Source organism: Bradyrhizobium sp. SK17, assembly GCF_002831585.1.
In the GTDB taxonomy this organism is placed as follows: Bacteria; Pseudomonadota; Alphaproteobacteria; order Rhizobiales; family Xanthobacteraceae; genus Bradyrhizobium.
The window spans coordinates 271,908-290,053 of record NZ_CP025113.1 but is presented as its reverse complement, the minus strand read 5'-3'; the positions used below and the strand labels follow the sequence as shown (position 1 = coordinate 290,053).

The 18,146-nt window shown below is 65.7% G+C and carries 15 protein-coding genes and 2 pseudogenes; 9 read left to right on the top strand and 8 right to left on the bottom strand.

What is annotated here, in order from left to right; all coding sequences use genetic code 11:
* Positions 1-161: 161 nt before the first annotated feature.
* Together CWS35_RS01385 and CWS35_RS01380 are read right to left on the bottom strand one after the other, a co-directional pair.
* Positions 162-539: a response regulator gene (locus CWS35_RS01385; protein WP_100950375.1), complete on the bottom strand. Its 378-nt coding sequence runs from the start codon at positions 537-539 to the stop codon at positions 162-164.
* Positions 540-577: 38 nt separating this feature from the next.
* Complete coding sequence (locus CWS35_RS01380; protein ID WP_100950373.1) at positions 578-1,444, bottom strand: MJ0042-type zinc finger domain-containing protein; 867 nt, start codon at positions 1,442-1,444, stop codon at positions 578-580.
* Positions 1,445-1,620: 176 nt separating this feature from the next.
* On the opposite strand from CWS35_RS01380, the gene ftsE reads away from it, so the two are divergent.
* The 4 genes from ftsE to CWS35_RS01360 all read left to right on the top strand — a co-directional run bounded on the left by ftsE (position 1,621) and on the right by CWS35_RS01360 (position 4,927).
* A complete protein-coding gene (ftsE, locus tag CWS35_RS01375; protein ID WP_024584759.1) occupies positions 1,621-2,280 on the top strand; it encodes a cell division ATP-binding protein FtsE in 660 nt (219 codons plus the stop codon).
* Positions 2,273-3,244 (top strand): ABC transporter permease, encoded by a 972-nt coding sequence (locus CWS35_RS01370; protein WP_100950371.1) that lies wholly within the window; start codon positions 2,273-2,275, stop codon positions 3,242-3,244. Before ftsE ends, CWS35_RS01370 begins: the two co-directional genes overlap by 8 nt.
* Positions 3,245-3,462: 218 nt before the next feature.
* The gene (locus CWS35_RS01365; RefSeq protein ID WP_245439016.1) at positions 3,463-4,113 is read left to right on the top strand and encodes a YdcF family protein; all 651 of its coding nucleotides are present in this window, start codon (positions 3,463-3,465) and stop codon (positions 4,111-4,113) included.
* 52 nt (positions 4,114-4,165) lie between these two features.
* Positions 4,166-4,927, top strand: coding sequence for a 1-acyl-sn-glycerol-3-phosphate acyltransferase (locus tag CWS35_RS01360; protein WP_100950367.1), 762 nt, complete (start codon positions 4,166-4,168; stop codon positions 4,925-4,927).
* Between the two features lie 69 nt (positions 4,928-4,996).
* Here the strand turns inward: CWS35_RS01360 and CWS35_RS01355 are convergent.
* Positions 4,997-6,222: pseudogene (locus tag CWS35_RS01355) on the bottom strand (ABC transporter substrate-binding protein).
* Positions 6,223-6,449: 227 nt separating this feature from the next.
* Between CWS35_RS01355 and CWS35_RS01350 the strand changes: the two are divergent.
* Positions 6,450-8,282, top strand: a complete 1,833-nt coding sequence (locus CWS35_RS01350; RefSeq protein WP_100950365.1) for a PQQ-binding-like beta-propeller repeat protein — start codon at positions 6,450-6,452, stop codon at positions 8,280-8,282.
* 11 nt (positions 8,283-8,293) lie between these two features.
* Here CWS35_RS01350 and CWS35_RS01345 read toward each other — a convergent pair whose 3' ends face one another.
* From CWS35_RS01345 to CWS35_RS38730, 3 genes are all read right to left on the bottom strand, one after another.
* The gene (locus CWS35_RS01345; protein ID WP_245438835.1) at positions 8,294-9,517 is read right to left on the bottom strand and encodes a sensor histidine kinase; all 1,224 of its coding nucleotides are present in this window, start codon (positions 9,515-9,517) and stop codon (positions 8,294-8,296) included.
* A 164-nt stretch (positions 9,518-9,681) separates the two neighbouring features.
* A complete protein-coding gene (locus CWS35_RS01340; RefSeq protein WP_100950361.1) occupies positions 9,682-10,347 on the bottom strand; it encodes a response regulator transcription factor in 666 nt (221 codons plus the stop codon).
* 337 nt (positions 10,348-10,684) lie between these two features.
* Positions 10,685-10,870: a hypothetical protein gene (locus CWS35_RS38730; protein WP_157817049.1), complete on the bottom strand. Its 186-nt coding sequence runs from the start codon at positions 10,868-10,870 to the stop codon at positions 10,685-10,687.
* A 221-nt stretch (positions 10,871-11,091) separates the two neighbouring features.
* On the opposite strand from CWS35_RS38730, the gene CWS35_RS01330 reads away from it, so the two are divergent.
* The 3 genes and pseudogenes from CWS35_RS01330 to CWS35_RS01320 all read left to right on the top strand — a co-directional run bounded on the left by CWS35_RS01330 (position 11,092) and on the right by CWS35_RS01320 (position 14,204).
* A complete protein-coding gene (locus tag CWS35_RS01330) occupies positions 11,092-11,541 on the top strand; it encodes a hypothetical protein (protein ID WP_100950357.1) in 450 nt (149 codons plus the stop codon).
* 134 nt (positions 11,542-11,675) lie between these two features.
* Positions 11,676-12,944 (top strand): MFS transporter, encoded by a 1,269-nt coding sequence (locus CWS35_RS01325; RefSeq protein WP_371682826.1) that lies wholly within the window; start codon positions 11,676-11,678, stop codon positions 12,942-12,944.
* A pseudogene (locus tag CWS35_RS01320) lies at positions 12,944-14,204 on the top strand (arsenic transporter). Before CWS35_RS01325 ends, CWS35_RS01320 begins: the two are co-directional and overlap by 1 nt.
* Positions 14,205-14,346: 142 nt before the next feature.
* On the opposite strand, the gene CWS35_RS01315 reads toward CWS35_RS01320, so the two are convergent.
* On the bottom strand, positions 14,347-15,258 hold the full coding sequence (locus CWS35_RS01315) for a LysR family transcriptional regulator (protein ID WP_100950353.1): 912 nt from the start codon (positions 15,256-15,258) through the stop codon (positions 14,347-14,349).
* 130 nt (positions 15,259-15,388) lie between these two features.
* Here CWS35_RS01315 and CWS35_RS01310 point away from each other — a divergent pair, with 130 nt between their 5' ends.
* Positions 15,389-16,603 (top strand): MFS transporter, encoded by a 1,215-nt coding sequence (locus CWS35_RS01310; protein ID WP_100950351.1) that lies wholly within the window; start codon positions 15,389-15,391, stop codon positions 16,601-16,603.
* A 42-nt stretch (positions 16,604-16,645) separates the two neighbouring features.
* Here CWS35_RS01310 and CWS35_RS01305 read toward each other — a convergent pair whose 3' ends face one another.
* Positions 16,646-18,127 (bottom strand): aldehyde dehydrogenase, encoded by a 1,482-nt coding sequence (locus tag CWS35_RS01305; protein ID WP_024584773.1) that lies wholly within the window; start codon positions 18,125-18,127, stop codon positions 16,646-16,648.
* Positions 18,128-18,146 lie beyond the last annotated feature (19 nt).

Genomic DNA, 18,146 nt, shown 5'->3' with positions numbered 1-18,146 from the left:
CCGGCCATCATCTCTGCTGTCATCGCCCGGCTCGACCGGGCGATCCAGTATTCCAGAGACGTCAGTGCTTGAATCGAGAAGCCGCGGCGCACTGGATGCCCCGCTTTCGCGGGGCATGACGAGGCGTGCGCGAGGCTGCTGCTTCGCTCCGCAATGACCGCCTAGCTGGCTTTCCTCGCCGCCAGCGCATCTGCCACCGCGGTGCGGATATCGGCCACCGAGAACGGTTTCGTCACCACGTCATGCACGATGGCACTGAGGCCCGACGCGCGCTCGCGCTGATGGGCGAAGCCGGTCATCAGCAGGATCTTCAGTTCCGGGAAGTCGCGCGCCGCGGTCAGCGCCAGCGCGATGCCGTCCATGATGGGCATCTGGATGTCGGTGAGCAGCAGGTCGAACGCGCCTTCGTCGCGGGTCAGCAGTTCCAGCGCCTCCGCGCCGTCCTGCGCGGTCACGGTCTCATGGCCGTCCATCGCAATGGCACGCGCCACCAGCGAGCGCATCGAGTCTTCATCGTCGGCGATCAGAACACGCGTCATGGTGATGGGTCAGGTCCCGAAAGGATTGGTCGGCAGCCTCAGGCGCGGCCGCCGGCGAGGTCGTGCTTGTTGAAGAAGCGTACGTCGATATTGCGGCCTTCGGGCGGCGGTGAGGCGAGCCGCGACTTGAAGAAGGCGCGCTCGCCGGGATTGAGCACCGGCTGCTCCAGCACCGCGTTCCAGGCGTAGATTTCGGCACCCTGCGCGTCGCGCACCGAGAAGCGCAGCCGCGGCAATTCGACCGGCTTCCTGGTCTGGCCGACGATCATGCCCTCGATCACCAGCACCGGCTTGCCGTCCACGGTCTCGTTGGTGATCTTGAGGTCCTTGAAGGCGAGGCCGCGCAGATTCACGTCGAGCCCGACCATCTTGTAGAACAGCGCCGTTTGCGGCAGCAGGCGCACCACGTCGTTGCGCCAGACGAACAGCGCGATGATCAGCGCGCCCATGGCGCCGCAGGTGGTCGGCAGGGCGCCGATCACCGGCATGAAGGGAATCCGCGGCAGGGCCGGCAGGCGGAACAGGCGGGGAAGCCGGGGCAGGCGGAAGCGGCGCCTGGTCCCGGCCGTCTCTTCGGCGTCGGCATGGACGGCGGCGTCCGCCTCGGCCACGACAGGCCATTCAGCCTCATGGTGCCCGTCGGAGGGCAAATCAGCCGAAATCGAGGGGCTGTCGACCACCGGGGTCTCGTTAACGTCCTCCCGACCCATCGCCTCCCATTCGGCGGCGAGATCGGAGCCCGCGGGCTGGTAGGCCAGGGTGGGGGCGACGGTCTCCATCGCGTCTTCCGGCCGGGCCAGCCAGACCTCGCGGCAGCGGGAACAGCGGACGGTGCGCCCGGCTGCGCCCAGCGTGGCCGGATTGATGGCGTAGGATGTTGTACAATGCGGGCAAACGATATGCATGGAGCCGAATCTCCGTATGCCCGGATGCTACTTAGCGACCGTTAACGAATCGGAAACCATAACCGACGCACAACCTTTCTGTGCGGTTCGCGGCCGATCGGCCAGTGCCCGGGCCGCAGGTTTCGGGTGGCGTGCGGGGTATCGGGCTATCGGCCCTGTCGAACGGAGCTAGCGCATTGGTTCGGTTCGAAAATGTCGGTCTGCGCTACGGGCTCGGCCCGGAGATTTTGCGCGACCTGTCCTTCATGATCCCGGCGCATTCGTTCCAGTTCCTCACCGGGCCGTCCGGCGCCGGAAAGACCTCGCTGCTGCGATTGTTGTTCCTGTCGCTGCGGCCGACCCGCGGGCTGGTCAATCTGTTCGGCAAGGATGTCTCCCTGCTCAACAAGGACCAGGTCGCCGACCTGCGCAAGCGCATCGGCATCGTGCTGCAGGATTTCCGCCTGCTCGACCACATGACGACCTATGAGAACGTCGCGCTGCCGTTCCGGGTGATGGGCCGCGAGGAATCGACCTATCGCCGCGAGGTGATCGACCTGCTGAAATGGGTCGGCCTCGGCGAGCGCATGGATGCGCTGCCGCCGATCCTGTCGGGTGGCGAGAAACAGCGCGCCGCGATCGCGCGCGCGGTGATCTCGCGGCCGCAGTTGCTGCTCGCCGACGAGCCGACCGGCAGCGTCGATCCGACGCTCGGGCGCCGCCTGCTGCGGCTGTTCATCGAGCTGAACAAATCCGGCACCGCGGTCATCATCGCGACCCACGACATCACGCTGATGGATCAATACGAGGCGCGGCGGCTGGTGCTGCATCAGGGACGGCTGCACATCTATGAGTAGGAGCGGCGACGAGAAGGTGTCGTTGGTCGATCTCGGGCGCGAGCGTCCGCAGGTCCCGGCCACCGCGCGCAACATGTCGCCGATCGTGCCGCGCGCCTCGATCTCGGGCCGCGCGCTGGTCGCGGTGGTCGCGATCATGACCTTCCTTGCCTCGCTGACCACCGGCACCGTGCTGCTGGTCAGCGCCTCGGCCGCCGAATGGCAGTCCGAGGTGGCGAGCGAGATCACCATCCAGGTGCGCCCGTCACCCGGCCGCGACCTCGACCGCGACGCGCAGGCCGCGGTCGACGCGATACGGGCGCAGTCCGGCATCCTCGAGGTCCGTCCGTTCAGCAAGGAGGAGTCCGCCAAGCTGCTGGAGCCGTGGCTCGGCAGCGGGCTCTCGATCGACGACCTGCCGGTGCCGCGTGTCATCGTGGCGCGGGTGCAGCCGGGCAGTACGCTCGATCTCGCTGCGCTGCGCGCCCGCCTGACGCAGGCGGCGCCGACCGCGAGCGTCGACGATCACCGCGCCTGGATCGAGCGCATGCGCTCGATGACCGGCGCCACGGTGTTCGCCGGCATCGGCATCCTGATCCTGGTGATCATCGCCACCATCATCTCGGTGTCGTTCGCGACCCGCGGCGCGATGGCCGCCAACCGTCCGATCGTCGAGGTGCTGCATTTCGTCGGCGCCGGCGACAGCTTCATCGCCAACCGCTTCCTGCGGCATTTCCTCAGGCTCGGCCTCGAGGGCGGGCTGATCGGCGGCGGTGCGGCGATGCTGGCCTTCGGCTTCTCGGAATCGATCGCCAACTGGTTCTCCGGCACGCCGGTGGGCGACCAGTTCGCGGCCCTGCTCGGCACCTTCTCGCTACGTCCCTCCGGCTATCTGGTGCTGGCGATGCAGGCGGTGCTGATCGCGGCGATCACCGCATGGGCGTCGCGGCGCACCCTGTTCGCGACGCTCGACGACATCGACTGACGGGCCGCGACAGCGCAATCATGGTGGCAGTATCGTGATCGCGTTGCGCCGTGAGGGTGTGATTTCGTGCGCATGGCCGCCGCCCCGGCCGAGGCAAAACCGGTTTCCACTTTTCCACGCCATGCTCTAAAATCCCCCGGGGAAGGATATCAGCATCACATGAGCTTGCAGCCCGACGAAACGTCGCCGAATGGCCGTGCCGCGCGCCGCGCGGCTGGCTGCGCGCCGTCATCGTCGCGCCGCTGGCGCTCGTCTTCGTCGCCGCGGCGGTCGGCTTCATCGGCTTCCTGTCGCAATTGCGCGGCGTCGAGACCGATCCGCCGCACAATGCCGATGGCATCGTGGTGCTGACCGGCGGGTCGTCGCGGGTCTCGGATGCGATGGAACTGCTGGCGCATGGCTACGGCAAGCGGCTGCTGATCTCGGGCGTGCACCCGACCAACGACGCCAGCGACATTTCCCGCTCGGTGCCGGACAGTCAGGGGCTGATGAGCTGCTGCGTCGATCTCGACCGCTCGGCGGTCAACACCCGCAGCAATGCGGCGGAGACGCGGCGCTGGGCGCGTGAGCGCGGCTTCAAGTCGTTGATCGTGGTGACCTCGAACTACCACATGCCGCGCGCGATCGTGGAACTGTCGCATGCGATGCCGGACATCACGCTGATCCCGTTCGCGGTGGTCGGCGACAAATGGCGCGATGAGCCATGGTGGACGAGTGGCGGAACCTTCCGTCTCTTGCTATCGGAATACGCCAAATATGTCGCGGCCGAGCTCCGGGTCCGGCTGGCCGATATCGGCCTCGATCTCACCTCCGATATCGCCGAGCCGAGTGCTGTGCCACGCCGCCCGGCGACGGCGCAGGCGAACTAGGACCGCGCATGATCCGGGAAACGGCCAAGCGGCTGCTCAAACAAGGGTTGCAATGATCTTCCTGCGTTCGCTGATCTTCAACGTGCTGTTCTATCTGGTGCTGGTGGTGCTGTGCATCGTCGCGCTGCCGGCGCTGCTGTTGCCGCGTGGCGCGCTGATGGCGCTCGAGGCCGTATGGGCCAATACCAGCCTGTTCCTGATGCGCGTGATCTGCAACATCAGGATCGAGTTCCGCGGTGTCGAGAAGATTCCGGCCGGACCCTTGGTGGTCGCCTCGAAGCATCAGTCGTTCTGGGAGACGTTCGCGCTGGTGCGCTTCTTCGAGTATCCGCTGTTCATCCTCAAGCGCGAGCTGATGATGATCCCGGTGTTCGGCTGGTACCTGAAAAAGGTCGGCATGATCTCGGTCGAGCGCGGCGGCGGCCCGCGCTCGCTGATCAAGACGCTGAAGGCGGCGGCGGCCGAGGTGAAGCGCGGCCGTCAGCTCGTGATCTTTCCGGAGGGCACCCGCACCGCGCCCGGCGCGGTGCCGAACTACAAGGCCGGCGTCGCCCAGATCTATGCCGAGAGCGCCGTGCCATGCCTGCCGATCGCGCTCAATTCCGGGCTGTTCTGGCCGCGCCGCACCTTCATGCGCTATCCTGGCACGCTGGTGGTCGAATTCCTCGATCCGCTGCCGCCGGGATTGCCGCGCGACGAGTTCATGAACAGGCTGCGCGAGTCCATCGAGACCGCCACCACCCGCATCGTCGACGCCGGCCGCGCCGAGCAGGAGAAACTGTTCGGCGGCGTGCCGGGTTCGGCGGGGTACTAGAGGCATGCTTGTTGGCGCACATCGGTCCGCCGACCACGGCGGCCGATGCGCAATCCAATCATGCCATCGTTACCGGCCGGCCGCCGCGTCGGTGTTGAAGATCTCGCCTTGCGGCACCCAGCTCTTGCCGTCGAAGGTCGCGACCTGCATCTGCGTGAACGGCGCGTAGCGGTCCGGCCGCGTCGAGATCGTGATGCCGGGGAGCAGCAGCGGCGCGACGACCTTGTTGAGGTTGGTCGCCTGCTTCAACAGGTTCTCGCGGGTCAGGTCATCGCCGCACATCTCTATGATTTTCACCGTCATGTAGGCTGAGATGTAGCCGGTGACGTTGCTGCCGTCGGCGATATCGCCCTGCGGAAACCACTTCGCCAGGAATTCCTTGAACTCCTTGACGTCGGCGGCGTTCTCCCAGGTCGGATCGGTGGGGTCTTGAACGCGAGCGCGGTCAACACGCCCTTCGATGCCTCGACGCCGGCCGGCTCCATGACGCCCTTGATCGACGAGGAGACGCTGACGACGAAATTCAGCGGCTTCCAGCCGAGCTCGTAGACCTTGCGGATCGCCTGCGCGCCGAACTTGGGCGTCGCCATCGTGAACAGCGTGTCGGCGCCGGATGCTTTCAGCGATACGATCTGCGAATCGACGGTCGGATCGGAGACCTCGTAGGTCACCTCCTTGACGATCATCGTCTTCGCCTTGTCGCCGAGGCCGTCCTTCAGCCCCTTGACGTAGTCCTTTCCGGCGTCGTCGTTCTGCGAGAACACGCCGAGCTTGGCGTCGGGCTTGTTCTTCAACAGGTATTTCGCGAAGATCATGCCCTCCATCTGGTAGGGCGGATAGAGCTGCGTGGTCCACGGGAAGTTCTTCGGGTCGTCCCATTTCGCCGCCCCCGTCGAGATGAAGAGCTGCGGGACCTTCTTCTGGTTCAGATATTTCTGGCTCGCGGAATTCGTCGGCGTGCCGATGGTGCCGACGATCGCCAGCACCTCGTCCTGTTCGACGAGACGTCGCGTCTGCTCCACGGTTTTCGGCGGCGAATACGCGTCATCCAATGAGATCAGCTTGATCTTGCGTCCGTTCACGCCGCCCTTGGCGTTGATCATCGCGTAGTAGGCTTCTTCGATGCGCCCCTGGGTACCGTACGCGGACGCCGGCCCGCTGTAGGGCATGGTCTGGCCGATCTTCACTTCGGTATCGGTGACGCCGGGGCCGTATTTCTTCTCGGCGTGGGCCGGAGCGGCTGCGGCCGCCAGCACGAGGGCGCAGAACAGTGCACGTGAGTAACGCAGCGTCATGGCGAGTCTCTCCCCAAGTATTGATCACACTCTTCGGTGTGTGCTCGCATGATCGCTGCTCCACGCCCGGCGTCAAGTATCGCCGTTGACGCGCTCTCTGCGCGGCCGGGAGGCACGCTTCGAGCGCGGTGCGGCTTCTGCTTGTGTAGCCATGCGCATTGGCAATCATTCCGGTTCTGCTACGCTGCGACCGCGCGTGTCATCGAATTCAACGCCGGTGAAGCACGATGAAGCTGATTGCCCTGACAGCCGCGATAGTGATCGGATATTGCCTGCCTGCGGCGGCCCAGCCGGTCGGTGCCACCCTCTATGCGCAGCGCTGCGCGCAGTGCCATGACGGTGGCAACCCTGATGTTCGCGCGCCGAGCCGCACCGTGCTGCAATCGAAATCGTTCGCCGAGGTGATGGGCGCGATCACCACGGGGCCGATGGCCTCGTTCGCGCAGGGGCTGACCAATGACGAGCGGACGGCGATCGCATCGCTCGTCACAGGCAAGGTCGCTGCGCAACCCGCAACGGATAGCGCCGGCCGATGCGCGGCGAGCGAGACCGGTTTTCCGCGCCCGATCGATGGGCCGCGCTGGAACGGTTGGGGCGCCGATCTCAACAACAGCCGGTTTCAGCCGGCGGCGATGGCCGGTCTCGCGCCGGACCAGGTCTCGCGGTTGCATCTGAAATGGGCGTTCGGGTTTCCTGACACGTCCAACGCCAATGCGCAGCCGACCGTCGTCGGCGGCCTGCTGTTCGTCGGTGGCGGCGACCGCAAGGTCCATGCGCTCGACGCCAGCAGCGGATGCACAAGGTGGGTGTTTCCGACCGAGGCGCCGGTCCGGGCCGCGATCAGTTTCGCGCCGCTGGACGACAACCAGTTTGCAGTCGTCTTCGGCGATGTGCGTGCCAACGTCTACGCTGTGAATGCTGCGACCGGTGCGATGATCTGGAAGAGCAAGGTCGACGATCATCCGGCCGCCCGGATTACCGGTGCACCGACCGTCTATTCCGGCGTCGTCTATGTTGGCGTTTCCTCGATCGAGGAAGCCACGGGATCGCGACCGACTTACCAATGCTGCACGTTTCGCGGCAGCGTCGTCGCGCTGAAGGCCGCGACCGGCGCGCAGATCTGGAAGTCCTACACCATCCCCGAGGCGCCGCAGCCCACCCGGACCAACGGTTATGGCACCCAGCTGTTCGGCCCGGCCGGCGTGTCGGTGTGGTCCGCGCCGACCATCGACGTCCAGCGCCAGGCGCTCTACGTCGCGACGTCGAACAGCTACGCCGATCCGGCAACCGACACCAGCGATGCCGTCCTCGCGTTCGATCTTGCGACCGGCCGGATGCTTTGGCACCAGCAGGCCACGCCCAAGGACAGCTTCGTCGTCGCCTGCTTCGGCCTCGATCAGTCCAACTGCCCGCAGGACCGCGGCCCCGATTACGACTTTGGACAATCGCCGATCCTGGTGAGCCTGCATGATGGACACCGCGTGCTGGCGGTGGGTCAGAAATCCGGCGTGGTCCATGCGCTGGATCCCGACCATGACGGCAAGATCCTGTGGCAGACACGGATCGGTAAGGGAGGCGCGCTGGGTGGCACCGAGTGGGGCTCCGCCGCGGACCAGGACCGCATCTACGTCGCCAACTCGGACGTGCGGTTTCTGACCGACGGCACGCGGCGTCTCAATTCGAAGGAAGGCGGCGGCCTGTTCGCGCTGGATCTGGCGACCGGGAAAATCACCATGCAGGTGGCGCCGGTGGCCTGTGGTGATCGCGCCCAGTGCAGTCCGGCGTTGTCGGCTGCTGTCACGGTCATTCCCGGCGTCGTGTTCTCGGGCGGCGTGAGCGGCTTCCTGCGCGCCTATGCCACCGACGACGCGCGGCTGCTCTGGGAGATCGACACCGCGCGCGACTACCCCACCGTGAACGGCGTTCCGGCCCACGGCGGCGCCATGGACGGACCGGGTCCGATCGTCGTCGACGGCATGCTGTACGTCAATTCAGGCTACGCCCAATGGGGCGGGTTATCCGGCAACGTCCTGCTGGCGTTCGAGGTCGGCGGTCCCTGAAAGCGAGCCGGTCAGGCCAGGCCAGCCGAGGGAAGGCGGATCGCTGCCCGAAGTCCGCCCAGCGAGGACCGGTCCAGGGTCAGGGAGCCGCCGTAGAGCTCGGCGAGTTCGCGTGTGATCGACAGTCCGAAGCCGAATCCCGGAGCGCTCTCGTCGAGCCGCCGGCCGGCCTGCATCGCCTGCGACATCTGCTCCGGCGAAAGCCCCGGTCCGTCGTCGTCGATGACGATGACGACGTCCCGACCGTCCTCGCTCGATCCGACGACGACCTCGCTCCGGCACCAGGAGAATGCGTTCTCCAGCACGTTTCCGAGCATCTCGTCGATATCTTGTTGCTCGCAAGCGACCGAGAGTTCGGATGGAATGTGGTTGACGAAGGCGATTTGCTTGTCGGCGTTCACCTTGCCGAGGACGAGGGCAAGATCCGTGACGCGCGATGCAACCGCCGTTCGGCTTCGGACCGGTCCGCCGAGCGCGGCGGATCGGGCGCGTCCCAGATGATGGCGAATGCGGCGATCCATCAGGACGACGAGATCGTGGAGATCCGTCGAGCCCGACGGTTGCTTTTGCAGCGCGATCGCCAGGGTCGCCAGCGGCGTCTTCAAGCCGTGCGCAAGATTTGAGACGTGCTTTCGTGCCCGTTCGAGGTTTGCCGCGTTCTGGACCAGCAACGCGTTGAGTTCGGTGGCCAACGGCTGCACCTCGCTCGGCTGAGCGTCGGGCACGCGCTCGCTCAGCCCCGATCTCACGTCGGCCACTGCGCGGCGCAGTTGCTCCAGCGGGCGCAATCCCAGTCTGACCTGAATCAGCATGGCGCAGATCAATGCGATACCGAGCGCGGCAAGCGACAACGCCAATGTGCGCATTGCTTCCCATAACGGTCCGAGCACCGCGTCTCTCGGCGCGGAAGCCACGATCGTCGCCGGAACTCCGGATGCCGATACGTTCAGGATGCGGAAGTGCAGCTTGCGGTCGTCCGGACCGATGCCATCGGCCGGCGCGGGGCGGTCTCGCGGCGGCGGATCGTCGTCGGCTTGGCGGGGCGGGGGCGGAGGTGGCGGCGGCCTGTGGCGGAGATCGGGAGGAGCCAGATCGGCACCATCGAGCGACCGGGATCGCAGCGTATTCTTCGGTCCGGAGATTTCCCAGTACCAGCCGTGCCGGCGGCGGTCGAACGGCGGCCCGTCGGCGGATCCCGCCAGACGCAAATTGCCGTTCCCGTCGGCATCGAGCATCGAAGACAGGAACAGGATCTGGGCGTCGAGCCTCTGATCGATCTGCCCCTGCACGAAGCGATGCAGGACGAACGAGATCAGGACTGCGGCGACGACGAGCGCGACGGTGATGAACACGCCGGCTCCGATCATCAGGCGTCGGCTGAGTGACGTCGTTCGGCTCATCATCGGGAGCCCGAGTTGAGCTTGTAGCCGCGACCCCTCTCGGTCTCGATCAGCGCTTTGCCGATCTTGCGACGCAGCCTCGCGACGATCACCTCGATCGAATTGGAGTCCGTCCCGACGTCGCCTTCGTAGACCTTCTCCGAGAGCAGGCTGCGCTCGACGACGGTGTCCTTGCGGAGGACAAGGCATTCCAGAACCCGCCATTCCAGCGCAGTCAACTTCAACGGCAGTCCATCGAGCTCGAACACGCCGGTTTGTGTTTCGAAGCTCAGCGGGCCGCATGAGATTCGCGGCGCGGAATGCCCGGAGGCGCGGCGGACGAGTGCGCGAAGCCGCATGACCAGCTCCTCGGTCCTGAACGGCTTCGTCAGATAGTCGTCGGCGCCTGCCTTGAAGCCGTCCACCTTGTCGGTCCAGCCGTCACGCGCGGTCAGGATCAGCACGGGCAAATGCCGGTCGTGCTTGCGCCATCCGCGCAAGACCTCGATGCCGGGCACTTTCGGCAGGCCGAGATCGAGCACCGCGGCGTCGTAGGATTCGGTCTCGCCGAGATGCTGTCCGTCCTCGCCGTTCGCGGCCACGTCGACCGCAAAGTTCTCCTCGCGCAGGGCGCGGGCGATCTCTTGCGCGAGCAGGCGATCATCTTCGACCAGAAGGATTTTCATTCCGCTTCACCTCGGCTGCACCTATGCCGGGAGCTTAACCCAACCTGAACGAAACGGTTCAGGCTGGATTGGGGAGGGTGCCCTAGGCTGCGGTCATCGCAATCGATGAAAGGACGGTCCGATGACCGAAAGCCAATCACCTTCGGATGCTAGCCTGGCGCCCGCTGCGCGCCCGCAGATCCGGCATCGCAGTCTGCTCGCAGGCGTGGCACTTGCCGTGCTCGCGGTCGGCGCGGCTGCCGGAGCCGGTGGGGTGAGGCTCGCCGAGAAGTGGCAGCCGCGCAGCGTCATGCTGCTGCAACCGACCGCCATCAACGCGCTCCAGCCCGGCGCGCCGTCAGCCGTGCATGGCAGCGTGTCCGAGATATTCGGCAACAAGTTCATCCTCGACGACGGCAGCGGTCGCGCGCTGGTCGACCTCGGGCCACACGGCGAAAATGCCGATACGGTGGCCAAAGACGAGATCCTCACGGTCCAGGGCAGGTTCGAACGGGGTGTCATCCACGCCCAGATCGTTGCGCATGCCGACGGCCGGACGGAGGCGTTCGGTCCCCCGCCGCCCCCGCGACCCGGCGCACCGCCTCCGCCGCGGCGGGCAGAAGCTCCGCCGCCCCCGCCCGGGGCCGCCCCGCCGCCGCGGGCGGACCGCCCGCCACCGCCACCGGATGCCGATGCCCCGCCTCCGCCCCCGCCGCCAAGAGCGCCGTGAACGACTGAGCAAAGCCTGCAATCAGGAGACTTGGAATGTCAGAGGAACGGATCAAATTGTTCGGCAAGATCGTGCACGTGTTCGCGCACCGGTTCGTGGTGCAGACCGCGAAGGGCGCGGTGCTCGCCGATCTCACGCCGCATGGAGCCGAGGCCGTCAGGCTCCGGATCGGAGCCGACGTGGAGCTGGAAGGCGAACAAAAGCCTTCCGAGCTCAAGGTCACCCGCTTCGCCTGCGGTGGCGACAGCGTGACGATCGTACACAAGAAGAAGCACGGCCACGACCACCATCCACCTGCCGATCCCGCGGCGGCCATCGAGGCCGCGCGCGCTGCCGGGTTCGAGCCGACGGGCACACCACGTCGCAAGCCCAAGCATTTCGAAATTCTGGGCCGGCGAAACGGTCAGGACTACGAACTGCATGTGGAATTGGGCGGGCGAATCCGGAAGACCCGTCTGGTCGACGTTGACCACGAAGCCCCCTGACGGCTTCGGCTTCGACCAACGCGGATCGATGCCGAACGGGAGGCCGAAGCCGGAACAGAGCTGGCTTCGGCCGCATTTGCAGTCCAGGCGGGGGCAGACAGATCGGCCTTTCGCACTTCCAAGGAAGATCGCCAGTGACCACAGGGAATTCAGGCCGAGACCAAGCGCTTCGCCCGCTGCTTGCGCTGAACTTCTTCATGGCGGACATGCAGGCCGGTATCGGCCCGTTTCTGGGCGTGTTTCTGCTTGCGCATGGCTGGCAGAGCGGCTGGATCGGGACTGTGATGACGACCGGCGGCATTGCCGGCATGGTGATGACGACACCGGCCGGAGCCCTGATCGATGCAACGCGTCGCAAGAAGCTTTTCGTGATCGTTCCCGGCATCTGCACCGTCGTGGCGTCGGGGATCGTGCTGCTGTCGCAGGAATTCTGGCTCGTGGCGGCGTCCCAGGTCGCGACCGCGATCGCGGGGGCGGCGATCGGACCCGCGGTCGCCGGCATCACGCTTGGCATTGTACAGCAGGCCGGCTTCAACCGGCAGAACGGCCGCAATCAGGCCTTCAACCACGCTGGCAACATGGTCGGCGCAGGGCTCTCCGGCCTGGTCGGCTGGTTGTACGGCTTCACGGCGGTGTTCTGGCTTGCCGCGTTGTTCGGTGCGCTTTCGATCGTATCGGTGCTGATGATTCCGAGCAGTTCCATCGACGACGACGCGGCTCGTGGATTGTCGCACGAGGCCAATGATGACAAGCGCGCAAGCGGATTGCGGGTTCTGGTCGAGACAAGGCCATTGCTGATCCTTGCCGCGGCCCTGCTTTTCTTTCATCTTGGCAATGCGGCGATGTTGCCGCTCTACGGCCTCGCCGTCGTTGCCGGCAAGCAGGCCGATCCGGCGAGCTTCGTCGCGATGACCATCGTGGTCGCCCAAGGCACCATGATCCTGACCGCGCTCGTCGCGATGCGCATGGCGGAGAAGGAGGGCTACTGGCTGGTGTTGCTCGTGTCTTTCGTTGCCTTGCCAATCCGCGGCGTCATCGCGGCGTGGCTGCTCAACCGGTGGGGCGTCTATCCGGTCCAGATTCTCGATGGCGTCGGTGCCGGACTGCAAAGCGTGGCGGTGCCGGGCCTGGTGGCGCGGATTCTCGATGGCACCGGTCGCATCAATGCCGGTCAGGGTGCGGTCATGACGGTTCAGGGCATCGGAGCCTCGCTGAGCCCGGCGATTGGGGGATGGATTGCGCAGGAACTCGGCTACGGCGCGATGTTTCTCGTTCTCGGTGCCTTCGCGCTGGTGTCGGTGGTACTGTGGCTCGTCTTCGCCCCGCTGCTCAAGCCGGCTTGCGCAGCGCAGCCCGAGCGTACAGCTCCAGGAACAGGTCCCGCAGCCGCAGGTGTCGCCTGATGTTCGATAGCCACGCTGCGACCTGGGGCATTGCCGGCCTGGCAACCTTTGGCGTGATTGCGCGCCCATGGAATCTGCCGGAATACATCTGGGCCGTGACCGGCGCCGTGCTCCTGGTCGCGTTCGATCTTTCTGCCGTGGCGTGACGCGGTGATGGCCGCGGGCAAGGGCGTCGACGTCTACTTCTTCCTGATCGGAATGATGCTGCTCGCGGAGGTCGCGCGAAAGGAAGGCCTGTTCGACTGGCTCGCCGAGCAGGCCGTCAAGCATTCCCGCAAATCGGCATCGCGGCTATTTGCAATCGTCTATGCCGTGGGCACGCTGGTGACCATCTTCCTGTCGAATGACGCGACTGCGGTCGTGCTGACGCCGGCGGTCTATGCTGCGACGCGCGCCGCGAAAGTCGAGCCGCTGCCGTATCTGTTCGTCTGCGCCTTCATCGCCAACGCCGCCAGCTTCGTGCTGCCGATCTCGAACCCGGCGAATCTCGTATTGTTCGGTGAGCGGATGCCGACGCTGATGGAATGGCTGCGATACTTCTCGCTGCCGTCGGTGGCGGCGATCGCGGCGACCTTCGTCATGCTCCGCTTCACGCAACGCGAAGATCTACGCGGCGGCGTGGAAAGCAGCGGCGCCGAGCCTGTCGTCCTGACGCGAAACGCGGCGATCGTGGCTTTCGGCATCGGCGTAACGGCGGTCGTTCTCCTCGCCGCATCGGCGTTCGGCGCCGATCTCGGTCTGCCGACATTTGCCTGCGGCGCTGTGGTAACCGCAACCGTGCTGATGCTTGGCCAAACATCGCTGGCGGCAGTGGTGCGCGATGTGTCGTGGTCGGTGTTGCCGCTCGTCGCCGGGCTGTTCATTCTGGTCGAAGGCCTCAACCACACCGGCGTGCTGCCGGCGCTTGCCGAAGTGTTGAAGCGGGCCACGGTAGCTTCACCGCACGCAACGGCGTGGGGCGCCGGCATCATCACGGCATTTGCCTCGAACCTCATCAACAATTTGCCGATGGGGCTGATCGCCGCGACGACAACGCACACCGCGCAGTCGTCGCCTCATATCACCGGCGCTGTTCTCATCGGTGTCGATCTCGGACCCAATCTGTCGGTGACCGGCTCCCTCGCCACCATTCTATGGTTGATCGCGCTGCGCCGTGAGGGCGAACACGTCAGCGCCCTCCGCTTTTTGCGGCTGGGCATCTGTGTGATGACTCCAGCCCTGGTCCTGTCGTTGCTTGCCCTCTCGCTGGTCGCGCCGTGACGCCTGCCAATTGGCGGGCATGCTCGCAGTGGTTAAGTCGACTCACCCCTGGTCTTCTATATCCGCCGACCGCGCTGTTGCCGCTCTCACCGCCGGCGCCGGAAGAGTTTTGCCGCAAGACCGCATCAAGCAGTTGATGGCGCTAGCCGCGCTTCTTCTGCCTTGCTTCATGATAGCGTAGCGCGTCGACGATCACCTTGAACGCGGCCGAGTTCTGCCGCGACGTGGGGTAGTAGATATAATAGCCGTCGAATTGCGGCGACCAGTCGTCGAGCACGACAATCAACTCGCCGGACCGGATGCGCTGCGCGACCATGTCTTCAGGAACATAGGCGATGCCGAAGCCCTTCACGGCGGCATCGATCATGGCGCCGGAATCATTGAAGGTCAGCTGGCCCTCGACGCGCACCCGAAGCTCTGCGCCATTCCTGGCGAACTCCCACACATAGTGACCGCCGGCTGCGAGACGCCGCTTGATGCAGGCGTGCCGTATCAGGTCTTGCGGAAGCCGGGGTCTGGGATGCTGCTTCAGATAGGCGGGCGAAGCGACCGCGACCAGCCGCCAGTCGGGGCCGATGCGCACCGCGATCATGTCCTTTTCCACGCTCTCGCCGAGGCGGATTCCGGCATCGAAGCCGTCCTTGACGATGTTGCGGAACCCGATGTCGAGGCTGAACTCGACCTTGACGTCGGGATACTTCGCCAGGACGGGCGCCAGCCTGGGCCAGACCACCGTTTCCAGCGCGTGCTCCGAGAGCGTGATGCGGATGCTGCCTGACGGCGTGTCGCGCAGGGACATCAGCGCCGCGATGTCGCGCTCGATTTCCTCGATCCGCGGCGCAAGCGATTGTTGAAGACGTTCGCCCGCTTCGGTCAGGCCGACGCTGCGCGTCGTGCGCGTCAGCAGTCGCAGGCCCATCTGCATTTCGAGGCGCTTGATCGTATGGCTGAGCGTCGACTGCACGACGCCTAGTTTCGCCGCGGCTCTGGTGAAACTGCGCTCGCGGGCGACCGCCACGAAGGCCAATAGATCGTTGAAATCCTGGCTTGCCATGGGTCGCAGTATTCATGGCTGGCATCGATTAATGCAAGCAAATTATAGCGGCTAATCGAACGCTGTGCCGGGCTCTAAATGTTGCCGTGAACAGCGCCGGCTTGGGCGCTTCTCTGCACATGGATGCTCTATGGACGCTACGATCGATCAAAAGACAACGCAGCCAATGGCCGCATGGAGCGCGGTCTTTGCGCTCACTTTGTGCGCCTCGACCCTCGTCGCAACCGAGTGGATGCCGGTGAGCCTGCTCACGCCGATCGCCAGAGGCCTTGAGTTGACCGAAGGGCAGGCCGGGCAGGCCATCTCCGTGTCTGGCTTCTTCGCCATCCTGACCAGTCTCTTCATCTCGACGGCGACGCGCGGTGTCGATCGGCGCACTGTGCTGCTGTGGCTGACCGGTGTCATGCTGATCTCCGGTGTCGTTGTGGCGTTCGCGCCCACTTACGCGGTCTTCATGGCGGGGCGCGCGCTCGTCGGCATGGTCGTCGGCGGTTTCTGGTCGATGTCCGCCGCAACGATGATCCGCATCGTGCCGGCCAAGGATCTGCCGCGCGCGCTGGCGGTGCTCAATGGCGGCAATGCCCTCGCGACCACGATTGCGGCGCCGCTTGGCAGCTTTCTCGGTCAGTATATCGGCTGGCGCGGCGCATTCTTCTGCGTCGTGCCGATCGCGGCGCTGACCCTGCTCTGGCAGTTCATCACGCTTCCCAGAATGCCGAGCCAAGAGCGGGCGAGCGCGGCGGCCGCGTTCAAGGTCCTGCGCCGGCCCGGCGTCCCCTACGGCATGCTCGCGGCGGCCCTGTTCTTCCTCGGCCAGTTCGCGCTGTTCACCTATCTGCGGCCGTTCCTCGAAACCGTGACACGCGTCGACGTCACGACCATTTCGGCGCTGTTGCTCGTGATGGGCGTCGCGGGTCTGATCGGCACGTCGCTGATCGGCCTCGTGATCCGCGAACGTCTCTACACGTCCCTCATGTTGATCCCGCTCGCGATGGCCGTGATCGCCATCGCACTGACGGCATTTGGTGCCTCGCTCGGCGCGACGGTGACGCTGATGTTCCTGTGGGGCTTTATCGGCACGGCCGCCCCGGTCGGCTGGTGGACCTGGCTCAGCGAGGCGTTACCCGATGACGCGGAGGCGGGCGGCGGCCTGATGGTGGCGGTGATTCAGCTGGCGATCACCGCGGGTGCGGCGGGTGGTGGTGTTCTGTTCGATAGCCGCGGCTATCAGGCCACGTTTCTGTTCAGCGCCCTGATCCTCATGCTCTCGTCGTTCGTCATGCTGGCCGGAACGCTTCGGCGCAGAGCCGCCGCGCGGTGCGCGACGGCAAGTCCAGTCATGTGACGCGGTGCCTTGGCGAGTTTGCAGCCAGGCCACCGCGGGCCCTTACCGCATCACGAACGGATTGGCCGGCACGTCGGTCGCGGTGGAGATCCACACGCTCTTGGTCTCCTGATATTCGCGCACCGCGTCGATGCCGCTCTCGCGGCCGACGCCGGAGAACTTCATGCCGCCGAACGGCATCATGTAGCTGATGGCACGGTAGGTGTTGACCCACACGGTGCCGGCGCGGAGCTGCTTCGGTACGCGGATGGCGCGCGCGAGGTCCTTGGTCCAGATGCCGGCGGCGAGGCCGTAGATGGTGTCGTTGGCGATCCGGATCGCGTCCTCCTCGGTGTCGAACGAGATGATCGACAGCACCGGTCCGAACACCTCCTCGCGCGCGATCCGCATCGAATTGTCGACATCGGTGAAGATGGTCGGCTCGACGAATTGCCCGCCCTTGATGCCGTCGCCGGAGGCAGGCTTCCCGCCGAGCAGGCAGCGGGCGCCCTCGGCTTTCGCGATGTCGATGTAGTCGAGTACCTTCTTGTACTGCGCGGGCGTCGTGATCGGCCCGACATTGGTGTCGGCCTGCATCGGGTCGCCGATCTTGGCGGATTTCGCCAGCTCCAGCACGCGCGCGACGAATTTCTCCTTGATCGAGCTCTGCACCAGCAGGCGCGACCCGGCGATGCAGGTCTGCCCGGTGGCGGCGAAGATGCCGGAGATCGCGCCGGCGGCGGCCGCGGTGAGGTCGGCATCCTCGAACACGATGTTCGGCGATTTGCCGCCGAGCTCGAGCGAGACGCGCTTCAGACTCTTGGCCGCGGTCTCGTAGACCTTGGCGCCGGTGGTATCCGATCCGGTGAAGGTGATCTTGGCGACGCCGGGATGGGAGATCAGCGCGGAGCCGGCTTCGGGGCCGAAGCCGGTCACCACGTTGAAGATGCCGTCGGGAATCCCGGCCTCCTTGGTCAGCGCGGCGAATTCCAGCGTGCTGGCGGACGTAAATTCAGACGGCTTCACGACCACGGCGCAGCCTGCGGCGAGGGCTGCGGCGCATTTCCAAGCCACGAACAACAGCGGCGAATTCCAGGCGGTCAGCGCCGCGACGACGCCGACCGGCTCATGCGTGGTGTAGGCAAAGGTCTCGGCCTTGTCGATCGGCACAAGTCCGCCCTCGAGCTTGTCGACGAGGCCGCCGAAATACCACCACCATTCCGGATGGTAGCGCAACTGGCCCAGCATCTCGGCCATCAGCTTGCCGTTGTCGCGCACCTCGATCTCGGCGAGGCGCTCGGCATTGGCGGCAACGAGGTCGCCGAGCTTGCGCATCGCCTTGCCGCGCGCTGACGCCGTCATCTTGGCCCATGGTCCGTTCCACATCGCCTCGTTGGCGGCCTTCACGGCCTTGTCGGCATCGGCGGCAGTGCCGCGGGGAATCCTCGCCCAGGCCTCGCCGCGATAGGGATCGATCGATTCGAACCACTCGCCATTGGCGGGATCGACATACTGGCCGTTGATGTAGAGCTGATAGGTCTTCATGACATCCTCCCGGGGTTTG

What these genes read in the sequence shown, in the direction of transcription:
- CWS35_RS01330 (WP_100950357.1), top strand. Translation starts at nt 11,092, where the DNA reads ATGTCAGAGGAACGGATCAAATTGTTCGGCAAGATCGTGCACGTGTTC.
- CWS35_RS38730 (WP_157817049.1), bottom strand. Translation starts at nt 10,870, where the DNA reads ATGCGCAACGATCTGGGCGTGGATGACACCCCGTTCGAACCTGCCCTG.
- CWS35_RS01385 (WP_100950375.1), bottom strand. Translation starts at nt 539, where the DNA reads ATGACGCGTGTTCTGATCGCCGACGATGAAGACTCGATGCGCTCGCTG.
- CWS35_RS01370 (WP_100950371.1), top strand. Translation starts at nt 2,273, where the DNA reads ATGAGTAGGAGCGGCGACGAGAAGGTGTCGTTGGTCGATCTCGGGCGC.
- CWS35_RS01305 (WP_024584773.1), bottom strand. Translation starts at nt 18,127, where the DNA reads ATGAAGACCTATCAGCTCTACATCAACGGCCAGTATGTCGATCCCGCC.
- CWS35_RS01350 (WP_100950365.1), top strand. Translation starts at nt 6,450, where the DNA reads ATGAAGCTGATTGCCCTGACAGCCGCGATAGTGATCGGATATTGCCTG.
- CWS35_RS01380 (WP_100950373.1), bottom strand. Translation starts at nt 1,444, where the DNA reads ATGCATATCGTTTGCCCGCATTGTACAACATCCTACGCCATCAATCCG.
- CWS35_RS01310 (WP_100950351.1), top strand. Translation starts at nt 15,389, where the DNA reads ATGGACGCTACGATCGATCAAAAGACAACGCAGCCAATGGCCGCATGG.
- CWS35_RS01345 (WP_245438835.1), bottom strand. Translation starts at nt 9,517, where the DNA reads ATGCTCGATGCCGACGGGAACGGCAATTTGCGTCTGGCGGGATCCGCC.
- CWS35_RS01315 (WP_100950353.1), bottom strand. Translation starts at nt 15,258, where the DNA reads ATGGCAAGCCAGGATTTCAACGATCTATTGGCCTTCGTGGCGGTCGCC.
- CWS35_RS01360 (WP_100950367.1), top strand. Translation starts at nt 4,166, where the DNA reads ATGATCTTCCTGCGTTCGCTGATCTTCAACGTGCTGTTCTATCTGGTG.
- CWS35_RS01340 (WP_100950361.1), bottom strand. Translation starts at nt 10,347, where the DNA reads ATGAAAATCCTTCTGGTCGAAGATGATCGCCTGCTCGCGCAAGAGATC.